The following is a 16,925-nucleotide window of genomic DNA, read 5'->3' on the forward strand; positions in this document are numbered from 1 at the left end:
TTCACCCATCCCCCCAAAAAAGGAGGACTCATTGATGAAAAGAAGGGATTTTCTGAAGAATGCGGGTGTCGGCGCAGCTGCGGCAGCAGCGGCAACAGCAGGTCTTATCGGCTGTACCAAGGAAAAAGAAGAAGAGAAGAAAGTGGCGGCGCCGGCGGTCGTTACAAAGAAAACCTATCAGTGGCGCATGGTGACCACCTGGCCGCCCAAACTGCCGGTCCTCCAGGACGGCTGCGAGCGGCTGGCCCGGCGCATCGAGGAGCTGTCCGACGGCCGCATCAAGATCCAGGTGTTCGCCGCCGGCGAACTGGTTCCGGCCCTGGAGAGCTTTCAGTCGGTATCCGACGGCACCGTGGAGGTGGGCAGCGGTGCGGCCTACTACTGGGCGGGCAAGGAACCGGCCACGCAGTGGTTTGCGGCCGTTCCCTTCGGCCTCAACGGCCAGGGCATGAGCGCCTGGTTTCATGGGGGCGACGGCTTGAAACTGTGGGAGGAAACCTACGCGCCGTTTAACCTCATTCCGCGGCCCGGCGGTTCCACCGGCGTCCAGATGGGGGGCTGGTTCAACAAGAAGATCGAGAGCATCGACGACTACAAAGGCCTCAAGATGAGAATTCCGGGCCTGGGCGGGAAGGTCATCGCCAAGGCCGGCGGAACGGTGGTGCTGCTGCCCGGTGGCGAAATTTTTACTTCCCTGGAGCGCGGCGTGATCGACGCCACCGAGTGGGTCGGCCCCCTGCACGACCTGCGCATGGGTTTCTACCAGGCGGCCAAGTACTACTACTATCCGGGATGGCACGAGCCGGGCACCTATCTGGAGTACTTCTTCAACAAACAAATCTACGAGGGGCTGCCCAAGGACCTGCAGCACATCATCGACGCGGCCTGTGTCGAGACCGAGCACTGGGTACTGTCCCAGTTCGAGGCCCGTAACGGCGAAGCCCTACAGACCCTGATCAACGAAAAAAAGGTCGAATTGGTACAGTTCCCCGATCAGGTCCTGGCCGACCTGCGTAAACTGGCCGAGGAAGTGATTGCGGAGGAAGCCGCCAAGACGCCTATCGCCACCAAGGTAAACGAGGCGTTCAAGAATTTCCAGAAGGTGGTCGGTACTTGGGGGACGGTGTCGGAAAAGGCCTATTATGATATCATTCAACCCAAATTTTCACTCAAGGGATAGACAAAAGACCCCTTGAAAAGAACGTCAGTTTGGTTAGTATATGATCGGTTCCGGGAACAATTCCCGGAACCGATTTTTTTTAGACGGATTAGTGCCCATCCAGAAATAGGAAAATTTGTTCGAGATCGAGGCGCACGAAAAATTTTACCGCAGGCATATGGCTGATATTCAGAGGATAAAATTTTTCGCGCAACAAAGATATCGGGCAAATTGGCCATTTCTGGATAGGCACGGATTAGGGGGCAAAAGGCAACCATGTTCGATTTTGTACCGGGGCAGCGCTGGAGCAGCGAAATGGAGCCCGAACTGGGCGTCGGGATTGTCGATGCCGTGGATGGCCGGCGGGTGCATCTGCGTTTTCCGGACAGCGGCCTGTTGCGAATCTATGCGGCTCACAGCGCGCCCCTGCAGCGCGCGGTCTTCCATCCCGGTGACCGGGTGACCGGTGAGAACGGGGCGGCCTTGACCGTCTCCCGGGTCGAGACCGTGGACGGGCTGACCGTTTATCATGGTGACGGGATGCGACTGACCGAGGATCGCCTGGTCGGCACCCCGGCCCTGGATACGCCCAAGGCACGGCTCCTCGCCGGCCAGCGGGACCTTTCCAGCCATTTTGACCTGCGCCGCCGCATTCTGGATTACCGCTGCCGGATGACCGGGGCGGCCGCACAGGGGTTTATCGGGGGGCGGGTGGAATTGATTCCCCACCAGTTCGCCATTGCCGCCGAAGTGGCCAGCCGCCGTTTTCCACGGGTGCTGCTGGCCGATGAAACCGGACTGGGCAAGACCATCGAAGCGGGACTCGTTCTGCATCGCCTCGTCTTCACCGGGCGGATTCACCGGGCCCTGCTCATCGTTCCCGATGCCCTGGTGGTGCAGTGGTTCGTTGAGCTGGCCCGCCGCTTCAACCTGCAGTTCCGCATATTCGACGAAGAGACCATTCCTGCTACGCCGGCCCCGACTCCGCCCACGGTGGACAACCCCTTTGCCGAGGAACCGTTGGGATTGTGCGGTTTCTCATTTGTGCGCCAGGCGTCCCCCGCCGTGCAGGAACGCCTTCTCGATGGACAATGGGATATGGTGGTGGTCGACGAAGCCCATCACATGCAGCCCGGCGATCCGCTTTTCAAAAGGATCCAGCGCCTGGGCCGGCGGGCGCCGCGCATGATTCTGATTACCGCCACCCCGGGACACCTGGCCGCGCGCAGCCACTTTGCCCGCCTGCGTCTTCTGGATCCCCACCGGTATGGCGATTATGAACGGTTCAAGACGGAGAGCGCCACTTTCGGAGAACTCGCCCGGATGGCCCGGATGCTGGATGGCCGAAGTGAAATCGACCCGGCGGCACAGGCACGGCTGGGACGTCTGCTTGACATGCCGCCGGCAGGCCTGAAGGCGGAACTGAACCGGGAGGCGGGCCGGCAAAAATTGATGCACCTGCTGATCGACCGGCACGGTACCGGCCGGGTGATGTTCAAGACCACCCGGCGTACGGTGACCGGTTTTCCCGGTCGGCGGGCGCATCTGATCGCTCTGGATCCAGACGCTGCCGATGACGCGGACCGTCGCCGGCTGAGCCGTGAATGCCTGGACGATGGCCGGGACGACAAAGCGGGCCTCCCGGTCGATTTTACGGCCGATCCCCGTGTCGCCTGGCTGGACGGTTACCTGCGTGCCCACCGGGACGCCAAGATTTTGCTCATCTGCCGCACGGCACACAAGGTCAACGCCTTGTACGATGCGCTGGACCGGCGCATCAACGCCCCCATCGGCCGCTACCACGAACAGATGACCCTGGTGCAGCGCGACCGCAACGCCGCCTGGTTTGCCGACCCCCAGGGGGCCACGCTGCTGCTCTGTTCGGAGATCGGCAGCGAGGGACGCAATTTCCAGTCTGCCCGCCACCTGGTTTTGTTCGACCTTCCCTGGGATGCTGAGCTTCTGGAGCAGCGCATCGGCCGGCTGGACCGCATCGGCCAGACCGGGGTGGTTCAGGTGATGGTGCCTTACGTCCGCGGCACCGGCGGTGAGGTGCTGGCCCGCTGGTACCATGAGGCCATGGGCGCTTTTGAGGCCACCGTACCGGCATCCGGATGGGTCATGCAGCGCATGCGAAAGGTACTCATGGCCCTGATTGACAATCCTGCCGGTCCGGTCGATCCGGTCCGGCTGAACCGGATCATCCGCAGTAGCCGGGTGGCCGTGTCCCGCCAGCAGCGGCGTATCGACACCGGGCGTGATTGCCTGCTGGAACTTGATGCCCTGCCACCGGATCGGGTTGCCGAATTGCTGGACCGCATCCGTGCGGTCGACGGCGATCCGTGCTTTCAGGAATTGATCGAACCACTTTTGGACATCTGGGGAATTACCATGGAACCTTTGGCTGATGGTGCTTTCCGGCTCACTCCGGACCATCGCTATGCCAATCCGCTGCCGGGATTCCGGCCGTCGGGCATGAACGTGACCCTGGATCGCTCCCTGGCGCTGGCCCGTGAGGATCTGGGTTTTCTCACATGGGACCATCCGTTGGTGACCGGGGCCATGGACCAGTACCTGGGCAGCGGCAAGGGCAGTACGGCCTTCAGCCATGTTCCCGGCAACGGGGTCCCGGAAATCTTCCTGGAGATGCTTTTCGTTATCGAATCCACTGCCGCGACCGACCCTTTTGTGAGCGCCTTTTTGCCGCCGGCCCCCATCCGGGTGGTGGTGGATCATCTCCTCAGGGACGGATCGGCCGCGCTGCCTGATTCAACGGGCATGGCCGATGGATCGGCGAAGCGCTTTGCCCGGCTGCTGCCGGTCGTTTCGCGCCTGATTCCCGATATGGTGGCCGCGGGCCAGAGCATCGCCGAGGAGACGGCCAAGCCGGTCATCGCGGCCGCCCGGCAGAACGCCCATCAGACCATGAACGATACGGTCAGCCGCCTCCAGACCCTCAGCCGCGTTAATGCGGCCATCGGCCAGGCGGAGATCGATGAGGCCATTGGAGATCGGGATGCCGTACTGGCAGCCATGGACGCGGCAACCGTTCGCCTGGACGCCCTTCGCCTGGTGACCCGGGGCGATTTCCCCTGAGCCGGTTTTACGCATATCTTGAATGCTATAGTTGGCATTCGCGCGCGGGCGTGTTAGACAAAGCATTACTTAACGGAATCTTGTTTTTGCCGCTGCAATTGAACGTACCGATGTGGATACGGCTGATGAAAAGTGACATGTCGAAATTGCTGATTGCCCGAAGTGACCAGAACCAGCGCCGATTTCCCCGCCGGGCGGCATTTATTATTGTCAGCTATACGGTAAACGAGGGCAGCTTTCGGGATATTATCAAGAATATCGGGGCCACGGGCATCTTCGTGAACACTTGGCGCCGCATTGCCGCGGGTCAGTCCATCCAACTGCGTTTTCCGGTCTTTGATTTCGACAATACCCTCAGCATTTCAGGCACGGTGGTCCGGAGCGGACCCAAGGGCTTTTCCGTGGTGTTCGACCATCCCATCGAGGGACTGATCTGCAAGGAGGGGCGTTTCCCTGAAATTGTCCACGAGAGCGAGCGCAAAAGCGGTCAATAGTACAAGACGGCGCCCTTTTTTCTTACCCCAATCCGCCGGACCCCCGGGGGCAGTTCATACCAGTCATTCAGGCCGCTGACCGCTGAACCGTAGTAAAGGGCCGCGGCCTGCAGCACGAAAGCCAGCACCTGCGGTTTGACCGGCTGCCCGCAAAGCGACAGGGCGATCAGATCCAGACGCGCTTTGCGGTCGCCGTTGACCAGGACCCCCTTGAAATCGAAATCCAGAGCCTCCCCCAGGACCGCATCGAGGTTCAGCCGGGCGGCGTCGAAACGAATCTTTCCGGTCACATGGTTGTTGTCCAGAAGATCCACGGTCATGGTGTTGATCACCGTGTTCGTTTCATGGGCCAGACGCCAGGCGATGTAGGCGTTGAGTTCCGACTGGGTGATTTCGGCCGTGCGCTCCTTGTCGTCTGTCTGGGGCGGCTGGCGTTCGATGGTTTTCAAGATGTGCTGGACCTTGAGCGCATCCCGGGTCTGCCGGTCGATGGCCCCCGAAAGCAGGAGCCCGGCGATAAGAAAAAACGGCCATACAAGCCGGTGTTGGTTGATTTTGAGCATCATTTGGGTCTCCGGTTGGGTTCATTGCCCAGCGCCCGCCATTACTGGAGAGCAGGGGATGCTGACTTTAAAAACGGCACGTTAACACCTGCCTCTGAGTGGGTTACCGTCACCCGGGCCTGCTATACTCTTTAAGATAATGTTTTTAGCAAGACCAGAGGGGAGGAAGCTGTATAAACCATACCGCGACGACCGATAACGTAGCCCAAAAACATTATCTTGAATGCTATAATCCTGTGCATTGTGTGGTTATGCTATCCTTCATGAGCAATTGCTCTGATTTCTTCTGCCTCTGAACTGTCACCAAAGACAGCTTCATTGATTATTTTCTCAGCGGTATCGTTTATGTGAGCAGTAAGTTCCTTATCGAGTTCGAGAAATTGAGGCCATAGGGTCTTGTCCACAAACGTTTTAGAAACGTTAGCCATTACAGTAGTATGTCGTTGACGATAATACCTGTACGGCTTTACGTTGTAACGTCTCAGTAAGGCAACAAAGAGCTTTCTGGACCACATATTTTGCAAGCTAAATTTATACTCGAGAGGCGGATCCATCTCTTTGTGCTGTTCAATCTTCTTCCTAATTCTTTGTCTTGCATTTTCAGCAGCGGAGCGTTCGCCAGGGGTGGTTGCACCAGAATAGAGGGCTTCAATAAGTTTAAGTTTTTCAATCAATTTCGAAAATTCAGACATAAGTAGTTCCCAACTGATTGCATCACGTAAAATATGTTCCAACAACGCTAAAAAATGATTGTGCCTTGCTCACCTGAAAGATCTCCACATTGGGACAGTCCTGCCAGATCTCGTATTTTTTCAAGAGTGTTTTGCACTTGTGTATCTTCCTGACGATTCAGATAATACTCGGCAAGTCCGATCTTTTCAACGTTAGAATTTCATCCGATGTGATCTGACCAATCGCTTTGTCACCGAATTTCCGGTAAAACGGTTCAATGACGGCTTGTTAGGGTCGCAGCCTGTTTTTCGAATTATTATATGATAACTGCCTTTGACCGTTTCATGGCGGACCTCATACCTATGTGTTGCGAAGCGATAAAACCTGAAAACAGGCAAACCCGATAACCTATAAATGGACAGCGATGAAGGGGTGCAATTGTTCTTTTTCGAAAAGATCGTCAAGGTACTTATAAAAAAAAGCTGCGGCGGTTAAAATGACATCGGTGCTTATTAAAACTTACATTTCGCACGAGTGAAACGGTAATTATCAAATTTATTGCTCAAGGCGGGGCAAGTCTATAACATATTGAAAAAATGAATTAAATAAGCACTGGACAATTCCGGCCTTATCTGTTATGCATACAATGTATGAGGCTGGTAAAATGATTCCTTCATCTATATCCAAGCGCCTCATAACCGAGACTACGGAGGCGTTATGGAGCAATTTGAAACTCGATTCAAGCAAGTTGATGTATTGCCAATGGTCAAGTATTTCATGGATCAGCTTGACCTTTTCAACCTTTTTTCCAAGTATGTTCCGGCATCCGACGGAAGTCTTGCGGAGCATGCGCAAAGCTTGTGTATCTTAATTGCCAACATCATATGTGACAACAAACCACTATACAAGATTCAAGAATGGTTGTGCCAATATACAGATGGACTTGTAACAGAACCGGTCGAGCCAAATTTTTTTAACGATGATCGTCTTGCCAGGGCACTATCAGCATTATTTCATGCAGACCGCCATACGCTGATGACCGAGGCTTCTTGCAATGCCATATCGGTACACCAGTTACTTACGGAGGAAATACATAATGATAGCACATCCGTGACTTTCATCGGCAAATACAAAACTCCCGATCCGGAAGCGGTCAAGCTTAAGCATGGGCACAACAAGGATTTTCGACCCGATTGCAAACAAGTTGTATTTGGTCTGAATATCACGGCGGACGGACATGTTCCACTCAGTTATCAGCTATTTGACGGGAATACGACCGATGATGTGACCCATATTCCCAACTGGAACGGCCTGCGCACATTGTTGGGAAAAGAGGATTTCATTTACATCGCCGACTGCAAGTTGAAAACCGAAAAGAATCTAAAGCACATCGCTGGTGAAGGAGGGCTGTTTATCACCATCGTTCCGAAGAATCACAAGGAATACATCCAGTTCATCAAATATCTGAAAAAAAACGAAGTGCCTTGGGAAGACGCCGTTAGCGTTGAAAACTCACGGAAGAAAGGTGAGTTTACCGTTTACCGCACCTATGAGACCGAACTGACCGAAGAAGGCTTTCGGGTCATTTTTGTTCACAGCAGTTCCAAACAAAAAGAGGACGAAGCCAAAAGACAGAAAAAGATCGATAAGGCCATTGAACAGTTAGAAAGCCTGTCACCTAAACTCAATGCGTATCATTTGAAAACCAAAAGGGAAATCAAGGCCGCTATCGATAAGATTGTCAAGGATGTTAAAGAGTTTGTAGAGGTCCGGATAGTAACCGATCGCAAACAGATCAAGGTGAAAGTATCTCCCGGCAGACCGTCTCCACAAAGCATCTACAAAAATAAATGGAAATATACCCACCGCATTGAGTGGCAGTTAAACGAACAATCTCTTACCGAAGCATCGCGAACTGATGGCGTTTTTCCCTTGATTACTAATACGCAGCTTGAAGCCAGTGAGGTATTAGGAAAATATAAAAACCAACCATTCCTTGAAAAACGGATGTATACCAAAAAATCGATTCTGGAAGTAGCGCCTGTTTTTTTAAAAAAGGAGCACCGTATTGAAGCCATGCTCTTTTTATATTTTATAGCCTTGATGATTGTGTCCCTTATCGAACGAAAGATACGGATGAATATGACAGCCGAGGAGATAGACAAGCTGCCCATATTACCCCAAGGGATGAATACAAAAAAGCCGACTTGGAATAACATCCGTTATTTCTATCGTAATGTCCACTTCTCGCAGATAATCCGGAATGGCGTATGTATACAATCAGTGGTGAAGGGAATCGGTGACATGCACAAACTTATCAACCGGTTGTTGGAGATACCCGAGGCGATCTACAATTATTTTCAAGATGGCTGGTGGCAATTTAAAGCTACCTGATTGATTTTAAAAAACAAAAACATAAGAAAATTAAAAAATTATTCGCCCGCCATGCGAAATGTAAGTTAAAATGCTTTTGGCACTGGTTCAGTTGAATAGGTGATCCAAGGCGTAATTAGGGACGTTGTTGACAAACTATACAGAACGCTGTTATAGGCCTTTTTCAGCTTCTACCAATATCGATTTCCAAAAGGCTGTTTGATATGCCACGTGGCGCACGATTGGACACACCGGGAACCCTTCACCATGTTATTTTACGCGGCATCGAACGGCGTGACATCGTTGATGATGATCTGGATCGAGAAAGCTTTGTCAGTCGTTTGGGACGGCTTGCCGAAGAAAGCCGCACAGCGATATATGCCTGGGCCTTGTTAGATAATCATGCTCATATCCTCATGCGCAGCGGCCTTTCAGGCATCTCGACCTTTATGCGGCGATTGCTGACCGGCTACGCGATTTTCTACAATCGCCGTCATCATCGCTACGGTCATCTTTTTCAAAACCGGTATAAATCAATCATCTGTGAAGAAGACTCCTACTTTACGGAACTAGTTCGATATATCCATCTAAATCCACTGCGCGCGGGTATCGTGGAAAGTCTATCAAAATTGGATCGCCACCCGTGGTGTGGCCATGGAGTGGTAATGGGCAGATGCGATGCCGCTTGGCAGGATCGAAATTATGTTTTGAAATGGTTCGGACGGACAGAGGGCAGGGCTAAGCGAGCTTACCGTGAATTTATGCAAAAAGGCATAGCGCAGGGAAAACGACCGGAGTTGGTTGGCGGTGGCCTGATTCGCTCCCTGGGAGGATGGTCGGTTGTCAAATCCTTACGTCGCAGCGGTGCCCAGGAAAAAGGTGATGCACGTATTTTGGGATCTGGCGATTTCGTCGCGCAAGTTATCAATGAGGCTGAGCAAAAGGTTCGGCGGCAATTGGCCGCCGATGATCTGATAGAAAGGGCGGAAAAGCTTATTAAAGATTATTGCCTCGAGCACAATATTTCTATTGATGTACTTCACAGCGGCAGCCGGCGGCGAGCGGTCTCATCAAAAAGAAGTCAATTGGCACTTATGCTGGTCAATAAGATTGGCCTATCAATGGCTGAAACAGGCAGAAAATTGGGGTTGACCACATCAGGCGTTGCTCAAATTTTGCGACGTAAAAGTTAGTATAATTTGTAAACAACGTCCCCATAATACACGTCCCCATAATACACAAAAAGCGTGCGCCCCACAGCAGCCCGTTGGGCGATTGGGTTGAAAAATCTCATTATAAAATTGAGATAGGATTATTCCCATGTTTATGTTTTCTGCGGTTTCTTTCTTCAGTGGCCTTTTAAGCATGTTTATTGGTAATATCGTATACTTCCATAGCAGTAAAAAACCTGTTCATAAATTATTTTTCATATTGTGTCTTTTCAATGCTTATTGGGGATTCACAGAATTCATGTTTCGTCAGGCATCAGATGTAAATGATGCTTTTTTATGGCTTAAGATCTATGTATTTGTCATTGTAGTCATACCAGTAGGATTGCATTTTGCAGTATTATACACAGGAAGAGTCTTCTTTTTACAAAAAAAATGGGTGTTGGCCGCACTCTATATTTCTGTTATTGCTATATCAATATCACTCCTGTTTCATAATTATATGTTTGCTTCTATGATCAAGATGCCATGGGGGTATGCGCCAGTTTTAGCGCCTAGTTCTATTCCACGTAATATTGTTATACTTTGGTTAGTTATCATTAATTCATGCGATATCATTCTTATCCTTTACCACTTAGTCAAGACTCATAATCGTAATGAAAAAAGACAAACCTTTCTAGTGGCCATGGGCATCATCTCTCCCATTGTATTGGCCAATATTTCTCAATTCTTCTTACCCATGTTCAATGTCCAGATACCTGAACTCACGACCATAGGTACAACCTTGCAAGCATCGTTCATCGGCTTTGCTATTTGGAAGTATGATTTATTTGCGATTAATCCGGCAACTGCGGCAAATAATATTGTGGCTACTATATCGGACAATTTTATACTTCTGGACCCAGGAGGGAAGATCTTGTCTATTAATCGGGCAGTGACAGATTCCCTGGGATATTATGAGAAGGACCTTATTCGAAGACCTGTCACAAGCATATTGTCGGGAGACGTTACAGAACAATTTTTTTTTACAGAAGCAATGATAGACGGAAAATCAATTTCAACCGTTACAATCAAAAAGAAGCCCGTTAGAAACCTGGAAGGGATACTGATCACAAAAAGTGGCAAAAAGGTCCCTGTGAGTGTGGCCGTATCAATACTATGGAATCGGGACGGATCGGTCGCAGGATATGTGATTATCGCAAGAGATATCACCGAGCAAAAGCAAATTGAGTCTCAACGAGAAGGTTTGATTAAGGAGCTTCAAGACGCTCTCTCTAATATAAAGGTATTGCGGGGTCTACTTCCTATTTGTGCCAATTGTAAAAAGGTTCGTGATGATGAGGGGTATTGGCACGATGTAGCCGTCTACATTCGAAATCATTCTGAGGCAGATTTTAGCCATGGAATTTGTCCGGAATGTATGAAGAAATTGTATCCGGAATTCGTAGATAAACCCTGAAAGGAAAATAACAAGTAATATTTAACTCGCCCAACAAGGCAAATTAACATCCGCTGCGCTAGTGTGTCATGACGAAAGCTGATGACTTTCTTGGTGGATCTATTTATAAAGGAAATATCTTTTTCGGAAGAAGGCTGGGAATACAGTTCTTTGAAAATCGAAGCTTTTTTTGGGCGTACTTATGCGACGGCCTTGAGCAGGCATGGCGGTCATCGACATTTTTCATAAAGTTGGTGAGTCCTCCTGTATTCATCGTGAACGGCAGGCTTTTGCCGATGTTGTGACTATCCCGGTTCCAACCGAAACCCGATGACCGCCATGGGCGATTTGCACCGGGGGCAATCGACGATCCATTCGCAGGGGCTGTTGGAATGGGCAAGCCGCATTTGTTCAGTTCCGCCAAGAAGCGGGCACGAAAGACCTTGGAGAGGTTTTTCTGTCTGAACAGGTAGTTCCCCTTTTTCTTTTTCCACTGTTTCCTTGATCGGATGATGCCGCCAGCGGGCACAATCACATGAATATGGGGATGATAATTCAGGCTTCGACTGTTGGTATGCAGCACCATGGTCATTCCGATTTCGGCCCCCTGATGCTTGGGGTTCAATCCAAAATCCTTGAGGTTACCGGCAACGCACAGAAAAAAATGGAGTAGATTTGTTTTGGTAAACGCTTGGCCAATGCCCGCAACTGTTACCGATAGGGGGGCGGACCAAGCTGGATGCTTAATTGGTGAAGGTTTAAGTTGAAAACAAAGCGGCATTTTGTATAGTTTGTCGACAACGTCCCCGTATTTCAGATAGGGGGGCGGACCAAGCTGGATGCTTAATTGGTGAAGGTTTAAGTTGAAAACAAAGCGGCATTTTGTATAGTTTGTCGACAACGTCCCCGTATTTCATAGCCCCACTATGCGTAAAAAAGCCCGCCTTGAATACGAATGAAAATCCTGCGCATACTGGTATATTCTTTTCCGCCAATCGCCTAAGTCCTCTATCCATCATAGGCAGTGCTCGTATACTCGGCGCTTACGTACCGAACGGTGTCCGGACCGAATGGTACGGGTAAATGAAAATGATCAGTAGGAGGCGTGTACTTATGAACATCAGAAGGAAGGAGATCGATAAACCCGATGGCGGTATCCGTTTGCTTGGTATTCCCACGGTATTGGACCGGCTTATCCAACAGGCGATCGCTCAGATGCTGGAGCAGATCTGGGACCCGACCTTTTTTGCTCTACCAAACCGTTACTTCTTCGAACGAGGACTATTCCTGCCTGCTCAATAACCTTCCTGATCAGCCGAACCGCCTTGGTACGCGATCCGTATGCCGGGTGGTGTGGGAGGGGGTAGCCGCGAGGCTACTCCCTATTCCGATGGGCATTAATACTCTTTATAATTGGAATAAATCTGAGTGTGTTCCGGTTCGCTCGAATACAACGCGATCGGATTCAACCATGTAGATCAACAGCCAATCCGTTTCTATATGGCATTCCCGTCGCCCCTTCCAATTGCCAATTAGCTTATGGTCCCGATGAATCGCGTCAAGTGGTTCTTCCGAGACTATAGATCTGATGATTATCTTCAGCTTATCAAGGTTTTTCCCTCGCTTTTTCATCCGCTTGGTATCCCGCTCAAACTGTCTGGTATATACAGGGGTGAGCATCAGATGCCCAACTTTTTGAACATATCGTCAGTGTCGCTGCAAATGATCAGGTCACGTCCGGCATCTGTATCGGAAAACGTCTTACGTGTAATTTCGTTTGGAATAGCTACGTCGAAAGGCAGCCCTTTTTTAAGTTCAACCTGCTTATAAAACAAGGTAATTGCCTGGGTTGTGGTTAGTCCAAGCTGCTTAAATATGTGCTCAGCTTTACCCTTTAAGTCTGGTTCAATCCGAGCTCTGATAGTGGAAGTTTTTCCCATGATTGGCCTCCATTTAAGTTTAAATAAATGTAGCTCAAATGGGGTACATTGTCAAGGAATTCTATATTCGTCAGAAGGCCCAACGTTCCGGCTGTGCGGCGCCGGTGTAAAATTGTCACATTCAAAGGGCGGCATTACTCCCGGCATCCGCCAAGAGCGGTTGTTGTGTGCCTGTTAGGCATTAGTGCCAAGATGCGTTTACTTATGATCTGTCACTGTCACAGAGCTAATAAATCTGTCATCAGGATCATTCAATGGTCTCCTCAATATGACGGGCAGAACCAAGCACTAAACTCAGACGGCTAATTCCTTTTCCCGTCACGGTCCGGTAGGGTGCAGCACAATGGGCCGGATGCCGGAGGCAATTTCACGGCTCAGGGATTCGATGAGGCGATTATGAACCTTGACCAGGCTCTGATAGCTGTCGTCGTCCATCGCGGCCTGGATGACATAACGTTTGGTCATTGACAGGGTGTTATCCGTCCGGTCGAACAGGGACCAGCGGGCCACCAGCACCATGAATTGACCGATCTTTCCATCCAGCCGCAGGATCTGAACAACGACGCTAAAATCCGTTTCCACGGGTAGGGACATGCTCACGACGTCGATGCCCTCGGTGCCCAGCATTTCCGAGAGATTTTCGGCAATCACGCGGGTCAGGTTGTCTCGCAGCGGTTCCAGCCATCGATGGAATTCGTCGATCTGGTATTCGGGGCGATCCAGGTGGGTGACGATCTGAGGACGGTTCAGATATTCGGGGATTTCGACCGGGTCGAGGTTCACCCGCACAGTCAGACTCCCGGAAACCGGTACCGGATGGGCCGATGTCGGTGGCACCGGATCGATCATGTAGAATTGGGTTGGTGCCGAGACCTTACCCACGCAGGCGACGATGCTCAAACAAAAAATGATTGTTGCTGTCCATTTGAATCGAGCCATACAAACGTTCATCTTTTCACCTCCTATTGGGTCTACCCTTACCGGTGATCAGCGCTTCGGGATGCCGCTCCAGATAGCTTGCCAACAAACGGATGGATCTAGCCGCCTCGGACAGTTCCTTAAGTACGTTGCGCAGTTCGTTGCGTTCCCTGCTGTTTGCGGAAGTCAGGTCGGCCACATTGGCAAGGGTCTGGTCGATGGTCGGTTGGGCACCTTCGGCGAGGTCGGTGAATTCGTCGGCCGCACGGCCCATCTTTTCGGCAGCCGTCTTCACGCTGCTCAACGCCTGATCGGCATCACGGGCCAGTGGCTGGAGCCGGGAATCGATGTGGAGAATCAGTTGATCGGCGTGGTCGGCGATCAGCTGCAACGAATCCACCAACGGCGTGGTTCGTTGGCCAAGGTTCGCAGTCCAGTTTTCCAGGTTGGCACTAATCTGGCTTAAACGGCTGACCATTTCCGGCAATGCCGGATTGTTGAGTAATTTTTCCAGGGCCTGCAGGGACGATGATGCCGTGTTTACCATGTCCTCGATGGGTAACCTCTCAAATTTTCTGGCAAAACGCTCGAACGTAGTGGGTACTGTGGGAATTTCCATATACTGGTGCTTGAACCCGGAGAGACGGGCGGGTTCATCGGGCAGGAATTCCAGATTGATCTGCAGTTGACCGGTGACCATGCTCTGAAGGTCTAACTTGGCGCGCAATCCTTTCTCAATCAGGAGTTTAATGTCTTCCGATCCGGCATCGGGCATTTCAACCGTTCTATCGATCCTGGCCTTCTCGATCTCGATCATTACCGAGATGCGAACCTCCAGTGTCGTCGGGTTGGTGCTTATGGTGATGGCGGTGACGCTGCCGATCTTAACGCCGCGAAACGTCACCGGCGCTCCGACGTTCAACCCCTTTACCGATCCCTCGAAGTACAAGACAAATTTTTCAACATCCTGAAACAGCTTGCCGCTGCCTAAAACGATCACACCCACCACTGCAAGCAAGACCGCACCAACGACAAATGCACCAATAACCGATTGGTTTCTTAACGTATCATTCATATTCACGCTCCCCTGGCGAGTTGGTATCGGCCGAGCAGGTAGGGTGTTGGGGTTAAGGTTGCCGGTAACCTCATTTCTCTCTGCTCTATGGTTAAGTTAAATGCCGATAATATTGCACAGCACCGTGATCAAGGCCGTGGCGACGACGATACTCACGATCCCGGTTACCACCGCCGATGTTGTCGCCTGACCCACCGCCGATGCGCTCCGGCCGCATTGAATGCCGCGCAGACAACCGGAGAGGGATACCAAGACGCCGAACACCACGCCGTGAAACAGGCCGATCCACAAATTGGTCATCCCGATGGCATTTTTGGTTTGCTCGTAGTATTCGACCACGCTGATATCAAGCATGGTGATACCGACCATCATCCCTCCCAAAATACCCATCAGATCTGCGTAAAGACAGAGCAGAGGCATCATCAACGTCAAGGCAAGCAGGCGCGGCAGCACCAGAAAATCAATGGGTGAGATGCCCAGCGTTTCCAGCGCGTCCAGTTCCTCGTTGACCTGCATGGTGCCCAACTGGGCGGCAAAGGCGGCTCCCGTACGCCCGGTCATGATAATGCCGGTCATCACCGCCCCCAGCACGCGGACCATGGCGATGCCCACCAAATCGGCCACGTAAATCTGGGCACCGAACATCATCAGCTGGATGGCGCCCACGAAAGCCAGGATCAGCCCCACCAGCAGGCTGATCATGCTTACGATGGGCAGGGCGTCGGCACCGCATTCACGCAGCAGCAATACGAAATCAACCCGTCGAAAATCGGCCTTGCCGATCAGCAGCCTGATCAATGCGAGCACGGCACCGCCGATGAAGGCCAGCATTTCTGAAACGGTGCGAAAGAAATCGGTCGTATCTTTGCCCACCCGAACCAGAAACGAATCGTTGGGCGATTCGCCACCGTTGCCACTTTTCTCGGGGACGGCCGATGCGATGGTCAGAAGTTTGCCGACGCCGTCGGGCAGGCCAGTGGGGTTGAGCTCGACCCGGTGTTCGGCCAATTGTCCTTTCAGGTCGGTCAGAAAGACGAGCAATTCACTGTCCCAGTCGGTCAAATGGGTGGCGTCGAACATAACTTCCCTGACACTCCCCATGGCGGAAAGCTGGCAACCGACTTCATCAATGGAAGGGATCCGTTCGCCGATGCGCCAGCTTCCGGAGAGTCTCAGCGACAGCGTGTCCGCGGAAGGCTGCTCGATGGCCAATGCTGCCGTCGTTTGGGCAGGTTTTGTTTTCATGCGCCCGCCGCCTTCCTTCCCTGGCCGCGGGTCAGGAAATTAATTACCTTGGGATCGTTGGATTTTACCAGCAGTTTCTTCGGGTCGCCGTGGGCGATGGCGGTCTTGGTCTCGGAGTCCAGGAAAACCGAGTTGCTGCCGATTGAGAAGATGCTGGCCAGATCGTGGGTCACCACAACCATGGTGGTTTTGAGGCTGTCCCGGAGTTGCAGGATCAGGTCGTCGAGAAGGCGGGCACTGACCGGGTCAAGGCCCGCCGACGGCTCATCGAAAAACAGGACCTCCGGGTCCATGGCCATGGCCCGGGCCACGCCGACCCGCTTGCGCATACCGCCGCTAATCTGGGATGGATAGTAATCCTCGAAGCCGCTTAATCCGACCAGCGACAGCTTTAACGAAACGATCTTTCGGACCTGGCCGGGATTGAGGTCGGTGTACTGCTCCAGCGGTAGGGCCACATTCTCGGCCAGGGTCATGGAACTCCACAAGGCACCGCTCTGAAACATCACGCCAAAGCTCCGGCGAATCCGGTTTTGGGCGTCGCTTGAGCCGTAGAAGTTAACCCCATTGTAGAGGATCTCTCCGGTCAAGGGCGGTTTAAGTCCGGTGAGGCCTCGCATGGTCGTACTTTTGCCGCAGCCGCTGCCGCCCATGATGATAAACACGTCTCCGCGGTTGACGGTGAAGTTGACGTCTCTCTGAACCACATTACTGCCATAGACCAGGGTCATGTTTTTGACCACGATGTGCGGTCCTTTTTTTGCCGCCATCGAATTATCCTCC

Annotated in this window: 15 protein-coding genes and 1 pseudogene; 7 read left to right on the forward strand and 9 right to left on the reverse strand. The window is 52.0% G+C overall.

Annotated features, from left to right (window positions below; all coding sequences use genetic code 11):
• The first annotated feature begins 34 nt into the window (after window positions 1-34).
• The 3 genes from GN112_RS27420 to GN112_RS27430 all read left to right on the forward strand — a co-directional run bounded on the left by GN112_RS27420 (window position 35) and on the right by GN112_RS27430 (window position 4,749).
• Window positions 35-1,180 (forward strand): TRAP transporter substrate-binding protein, encoded by a 1,146-nt coding sequence (locus tag GN112_RS27420; protein ID WP_155313080.1) that lies wholly within the window; start codon window positions 35-37, stop codon window positions 1,178-1,180.
• Window positions 1,181-1,435: 255 nt separating this feature from the next.
• Window positions 1,436-4,255, forward strand: coding sequence for an RNA polymerase-associated protein RapA (gene rapA, locus GN112_RS27425; RefSeq protein ID WP_155313081.1), 2,820 nt, complete (start codon window positions 1,436-1,438; stop codon window positions 4,253-4,255).
• 125 nt (window positions 4,256-4,380) lie between these two features.
• Window positions 4,381-4,749 carry a PilZ domain-containing protein gene (locus GN112_RS27430; protein ID WP_162459145.1) on the forward strand — a complete coding sequence of 123 codons (369 nt, stop codon included), beginning with the start codon at window positions 4,381-4,383 and terminating at the stop codon, window positions 4,747-4,749.
• Here the strand turns inward: GN112_RS27430 and GN112_RS27435 are convergent.
• Both GN112_RS27435 and GN112_RS27440 read right to left on the reverse strand, forming a co-directional pair.
• Entirely contained in the window at window positions 4,743-5,315 is a 573-nt protein-coding gene (locus tag GN112_RS27435) for a hypothetical protein (protein ID WP_155313083.1), read from the reverse strand. The genes GN112_RS27430 and GN112_RS27435 overlap by 7 nt on opposite strands.
• A gap of 251 nt (window positions 5,316-5,566) precedes the next feature.
• On the reverse strand, window positions 5,567-6,004 hold the full coding sequence (locus tag GN112_RS27440; RefSeq protein ID WP_155313084.1) for a hypothetical protein: 438 nt from the start codon (window positions 6,002-6,004) through the stop codon (window positions 5,567-5,569).
• Window positions 6,005-6,701: 697 nt separating this feature from the next.
• Between GN112_RS27440 and GN112_RS27445 the strand changes: the two genes are divergently transcribed.
• The 3 genes from GN112_RS27445 to GN112_RS33880 all read left to right on the forward strand — a co-directional run bounded on the left by GN112_RS27445 (window position 6,702) and on the right by GN112_RS33880 (window position 10,985).
• A complete protein-coding gene (locus tag GN112_RS27445; protein WP_155310853.1) occupies window positions 6,702-8,378 on the forward strand; it encodes an IS1634 family transposase in 1,677 nt (558 codons plus the stop codon).
• A 221-nt stretch (window positions 8,379-8,599) separates the two neighbouring features.
• On the forward strand, window positions 8,600-9,550 hold the full coding sequence (locus tag GN112_RS34615) for a transposase (RefSeq protein WP_231717151.1): 951 nt from the start codon (window positions 8,600-8,602) through the stop codon (window positions 9,548-9,550).
• A gap of 127 nt (window positions 9,551-9,677) precedes the next feature.
• Window positions 9,678-10,985 (forward strand): histidine kinase N-terminal 7TM domain-containing protein, encoded by a 1,308-nt coding sequence (locus GN112_RS33880; protein ID WP_155313086.1) that lies wholly within the window; start codon window positions 9,678-9,680, stop codon window positions 10,983-10,985.
• A gap of 332 nt (window positions 10,986-11,317) precedes the next feature.
• Here GN112_RS33880 and GN112_RS35575 read toward each other — a convergent pair.
• A pseudogene (locus GN112_RS35575) lies at window positions 11,318-11,675 on the reverse strand (transposase); the annotation flags it as partial.
• A gap of 402 nt (window positions 11,676-12,077) precedes the next feature.
• Here GN112_RS35575 and GN112_RS35450 point away from each other — a divergent pair.
• The gene (locus tag GN112_RS35450; RefSeq protein WP_197743422.1) at window positions 12,078-12,266 is read left to right on the forward strand and encodes a hypothetical protein; all 189 of its coding nucleotides are present in this window, start codon (window positions 12,078-12,080) and stop codon (window positions 12,264-12,266) included.
• Window positions 12,267-12,371: 105 nt separating this feature from the next.
• Here GN112_RS35450 and GN112_RS27470 read toward each other — a convergent pair whose 3' ends face one another.
• From GN112_RS27470 to GN112_RS27495, 6 genes are all read right to left on the reverse strand, one after another.
• Window positions 12,372-12,644, reverse strand: coding sequence for a type II toxin-antitoxin system YafQ family toxin (locus tag GN112_RS27470; protein ID WP_155313088.1), 273 nt, complete (start codon window positions 12,642-12,644; stop codon window positions 12,372-12,374).
• Entirely contained in the window at window positions 12,644-12,904 is a 261-nt protein-coding gene (locus GN112_RS27475; RefSeq protein WP_155313089.1) for a type II toxin-antitoxin system RelB/DinJ family antitoxin, read from the reverse strand. Before GN112_RS27475 ends, GN112_RS27470 begins: the two co-directional genes overlap by 1 nt.
• 318 nt (window positions 12,905-13,222) lie before the next feature.
• Complete coding sequence (locus GN112_RS27480; protein WP_155313090.1) at window positions 13,223-13,855, reverse strand: PqiC family protein; 633 nt, start codon at window positions 13,853-13,855, stop codon at window positions 13,223-13,225.
• Between the two features lie 4 nt (window positions 13,856-13,859).
• Entirely contained in the window at window positions 13,860-14,897 is a 1,038-nt protein-coding gene (locus GN112_RS27485; protein WP_155313091.1) for an MlaD family protein, read from the reverse strand.
• A gap of 96 nt (window positions 14,898-14,993) precedes the next feature.
• Window positions 14,994-16,142, reverse strand: a complete 1,149-nt coding sequence (locus tag GN112_RS27490) for an MlaE family ABC transporter permease (protein ID WP_155313092.1) — start codon at window positions 16,140-16,142, stop codon at window positions 14,994-14,996.
• A complete protein-coding gene (locus GN112_RS27495) occupies window positions 16,139-16,912 on the reverse strand; it encodes an ABC transporter ATP-binding protein (protein ID WP_155313093.1) in 774 nt (257 codons plus the stop codon). The genes GN112_RS27490 and GN112_RS27495 overlap by 4 nt, the downstream gene beginning before the upstream one ends.
• Between the last annotated feature and the right edge of the window lie 13 nt (window positions 16,913-16,925).

This window comes from Desulfosarcina ovata subsp. ovata (genome assembly GCF_009689005.1).
GTDB lineage: Bacteria > Desulfobacterota > Desulfobacteria > Desulfobacterales > Desulfosarcinaceae > Desulfosarcina > Desulfosarcina ovata.

Excerpts from the sequence above, each read along its gene's own strand:
- GN112_RS27475 (WP_155313089.1), bottom strand. The coding sequence starts at position 12,904 with ATGGGAAAAACTTCCACTATCAGAGCTCGGATTGAACCAGACTTAAAG.
- GN112_RS27420 (WP_155313080.1), top strand. The coding sequence starts at position 35 with ATGAAAAGAAGGGATTTTCTGAAGAATGCGGGTGTCGGCGCAGCTGCG.
- GN112_RS27485 (WP_155313091.1), bottom strand. The coding sequence starts at position 14,897 with ATGAATGATACGTTAAGAAACCAATCGGTTATTGGTGCATTTGTCGTT.
- GN112_RS27480 (WP_155313090.1), bottom strand. The coding sequence starts at position 13,855 with ATGAACGTTTGTATGGCTCGATTCAAATGGACAGCAACAATCATTTTT.
- GN112_RS27490 (WP_155313092.1), bottom strand. The coding sequence starts at position 16,142 with ATGAAAACAAAACCTGCCCAAACGACGGCAGCATTGGCCATCGAGCAG.
- GN112_RS33880 (WP_155313086.1), top strand. The coding sequence starts at position 9,678 with ATGTTTATGTTTTCTGCGGTTTCTTTCTTCAGTGGCCTTTTAAGCATG.
- GN112_RS35450 (WP_197743422.1), top strand. The coding sequence starts at position 12,078 with ATGAACATCAGAAGGAAGGAGATCGATAAACCCGATGGCGGTATCCGT.
- GN112_RS27430 (WP_162459145.1), top strand. The coding sequence starts at position 4,381 with ATGAAAAGTGACATGTCGAAATTGCTGATTGCCCGAAGTGACCAGAAC.
- GN112_RS27495 (WP_155313093.1), bottom strand. The coding sequence starts at position 16,912 with ATGGCGGCAAAAAAAGGACCGCACATCGTGGTCAAAAACATGACCCTG.
- GN112_RS27470 (WP_155313088.1), bottom strand. The coding sequence starts at position 12,644 with ATGCTCACCCCTGTATATACCAGACAGTTTGAGCGGGATACCAAGCGG.
- GN112_RS27435 (WP_155313083.1), bottom strand. The coding sequence starts at position 5,315 with ATGATGCTCAAAATCAACCAACACCGGCTTGTATGGCCGTTTTTTCTT.
- GN112_RS27440 (WP_155313084.1), bottom strand. The coding sequence starts at position 6,004 with ATGTCTGAATTTTCGAAATTGATTGAAAAACTTAAACTTATTGAAGCC.
- GN112_RS27445 (WP_155310853.1), top strand. The coding sequence starts at position 6,702 with ATGGAGCAATTTGAAACTCGATTCAAGCAAGTTGATGTATTGCCAATG.
- rapA (WP_155313081.1), top strand. The coding sequence starts at position 1,436 with ATGTTCGATTTTGTACCGGGGCAGCGCTGGAGCAGCGAAATGGAGCCC.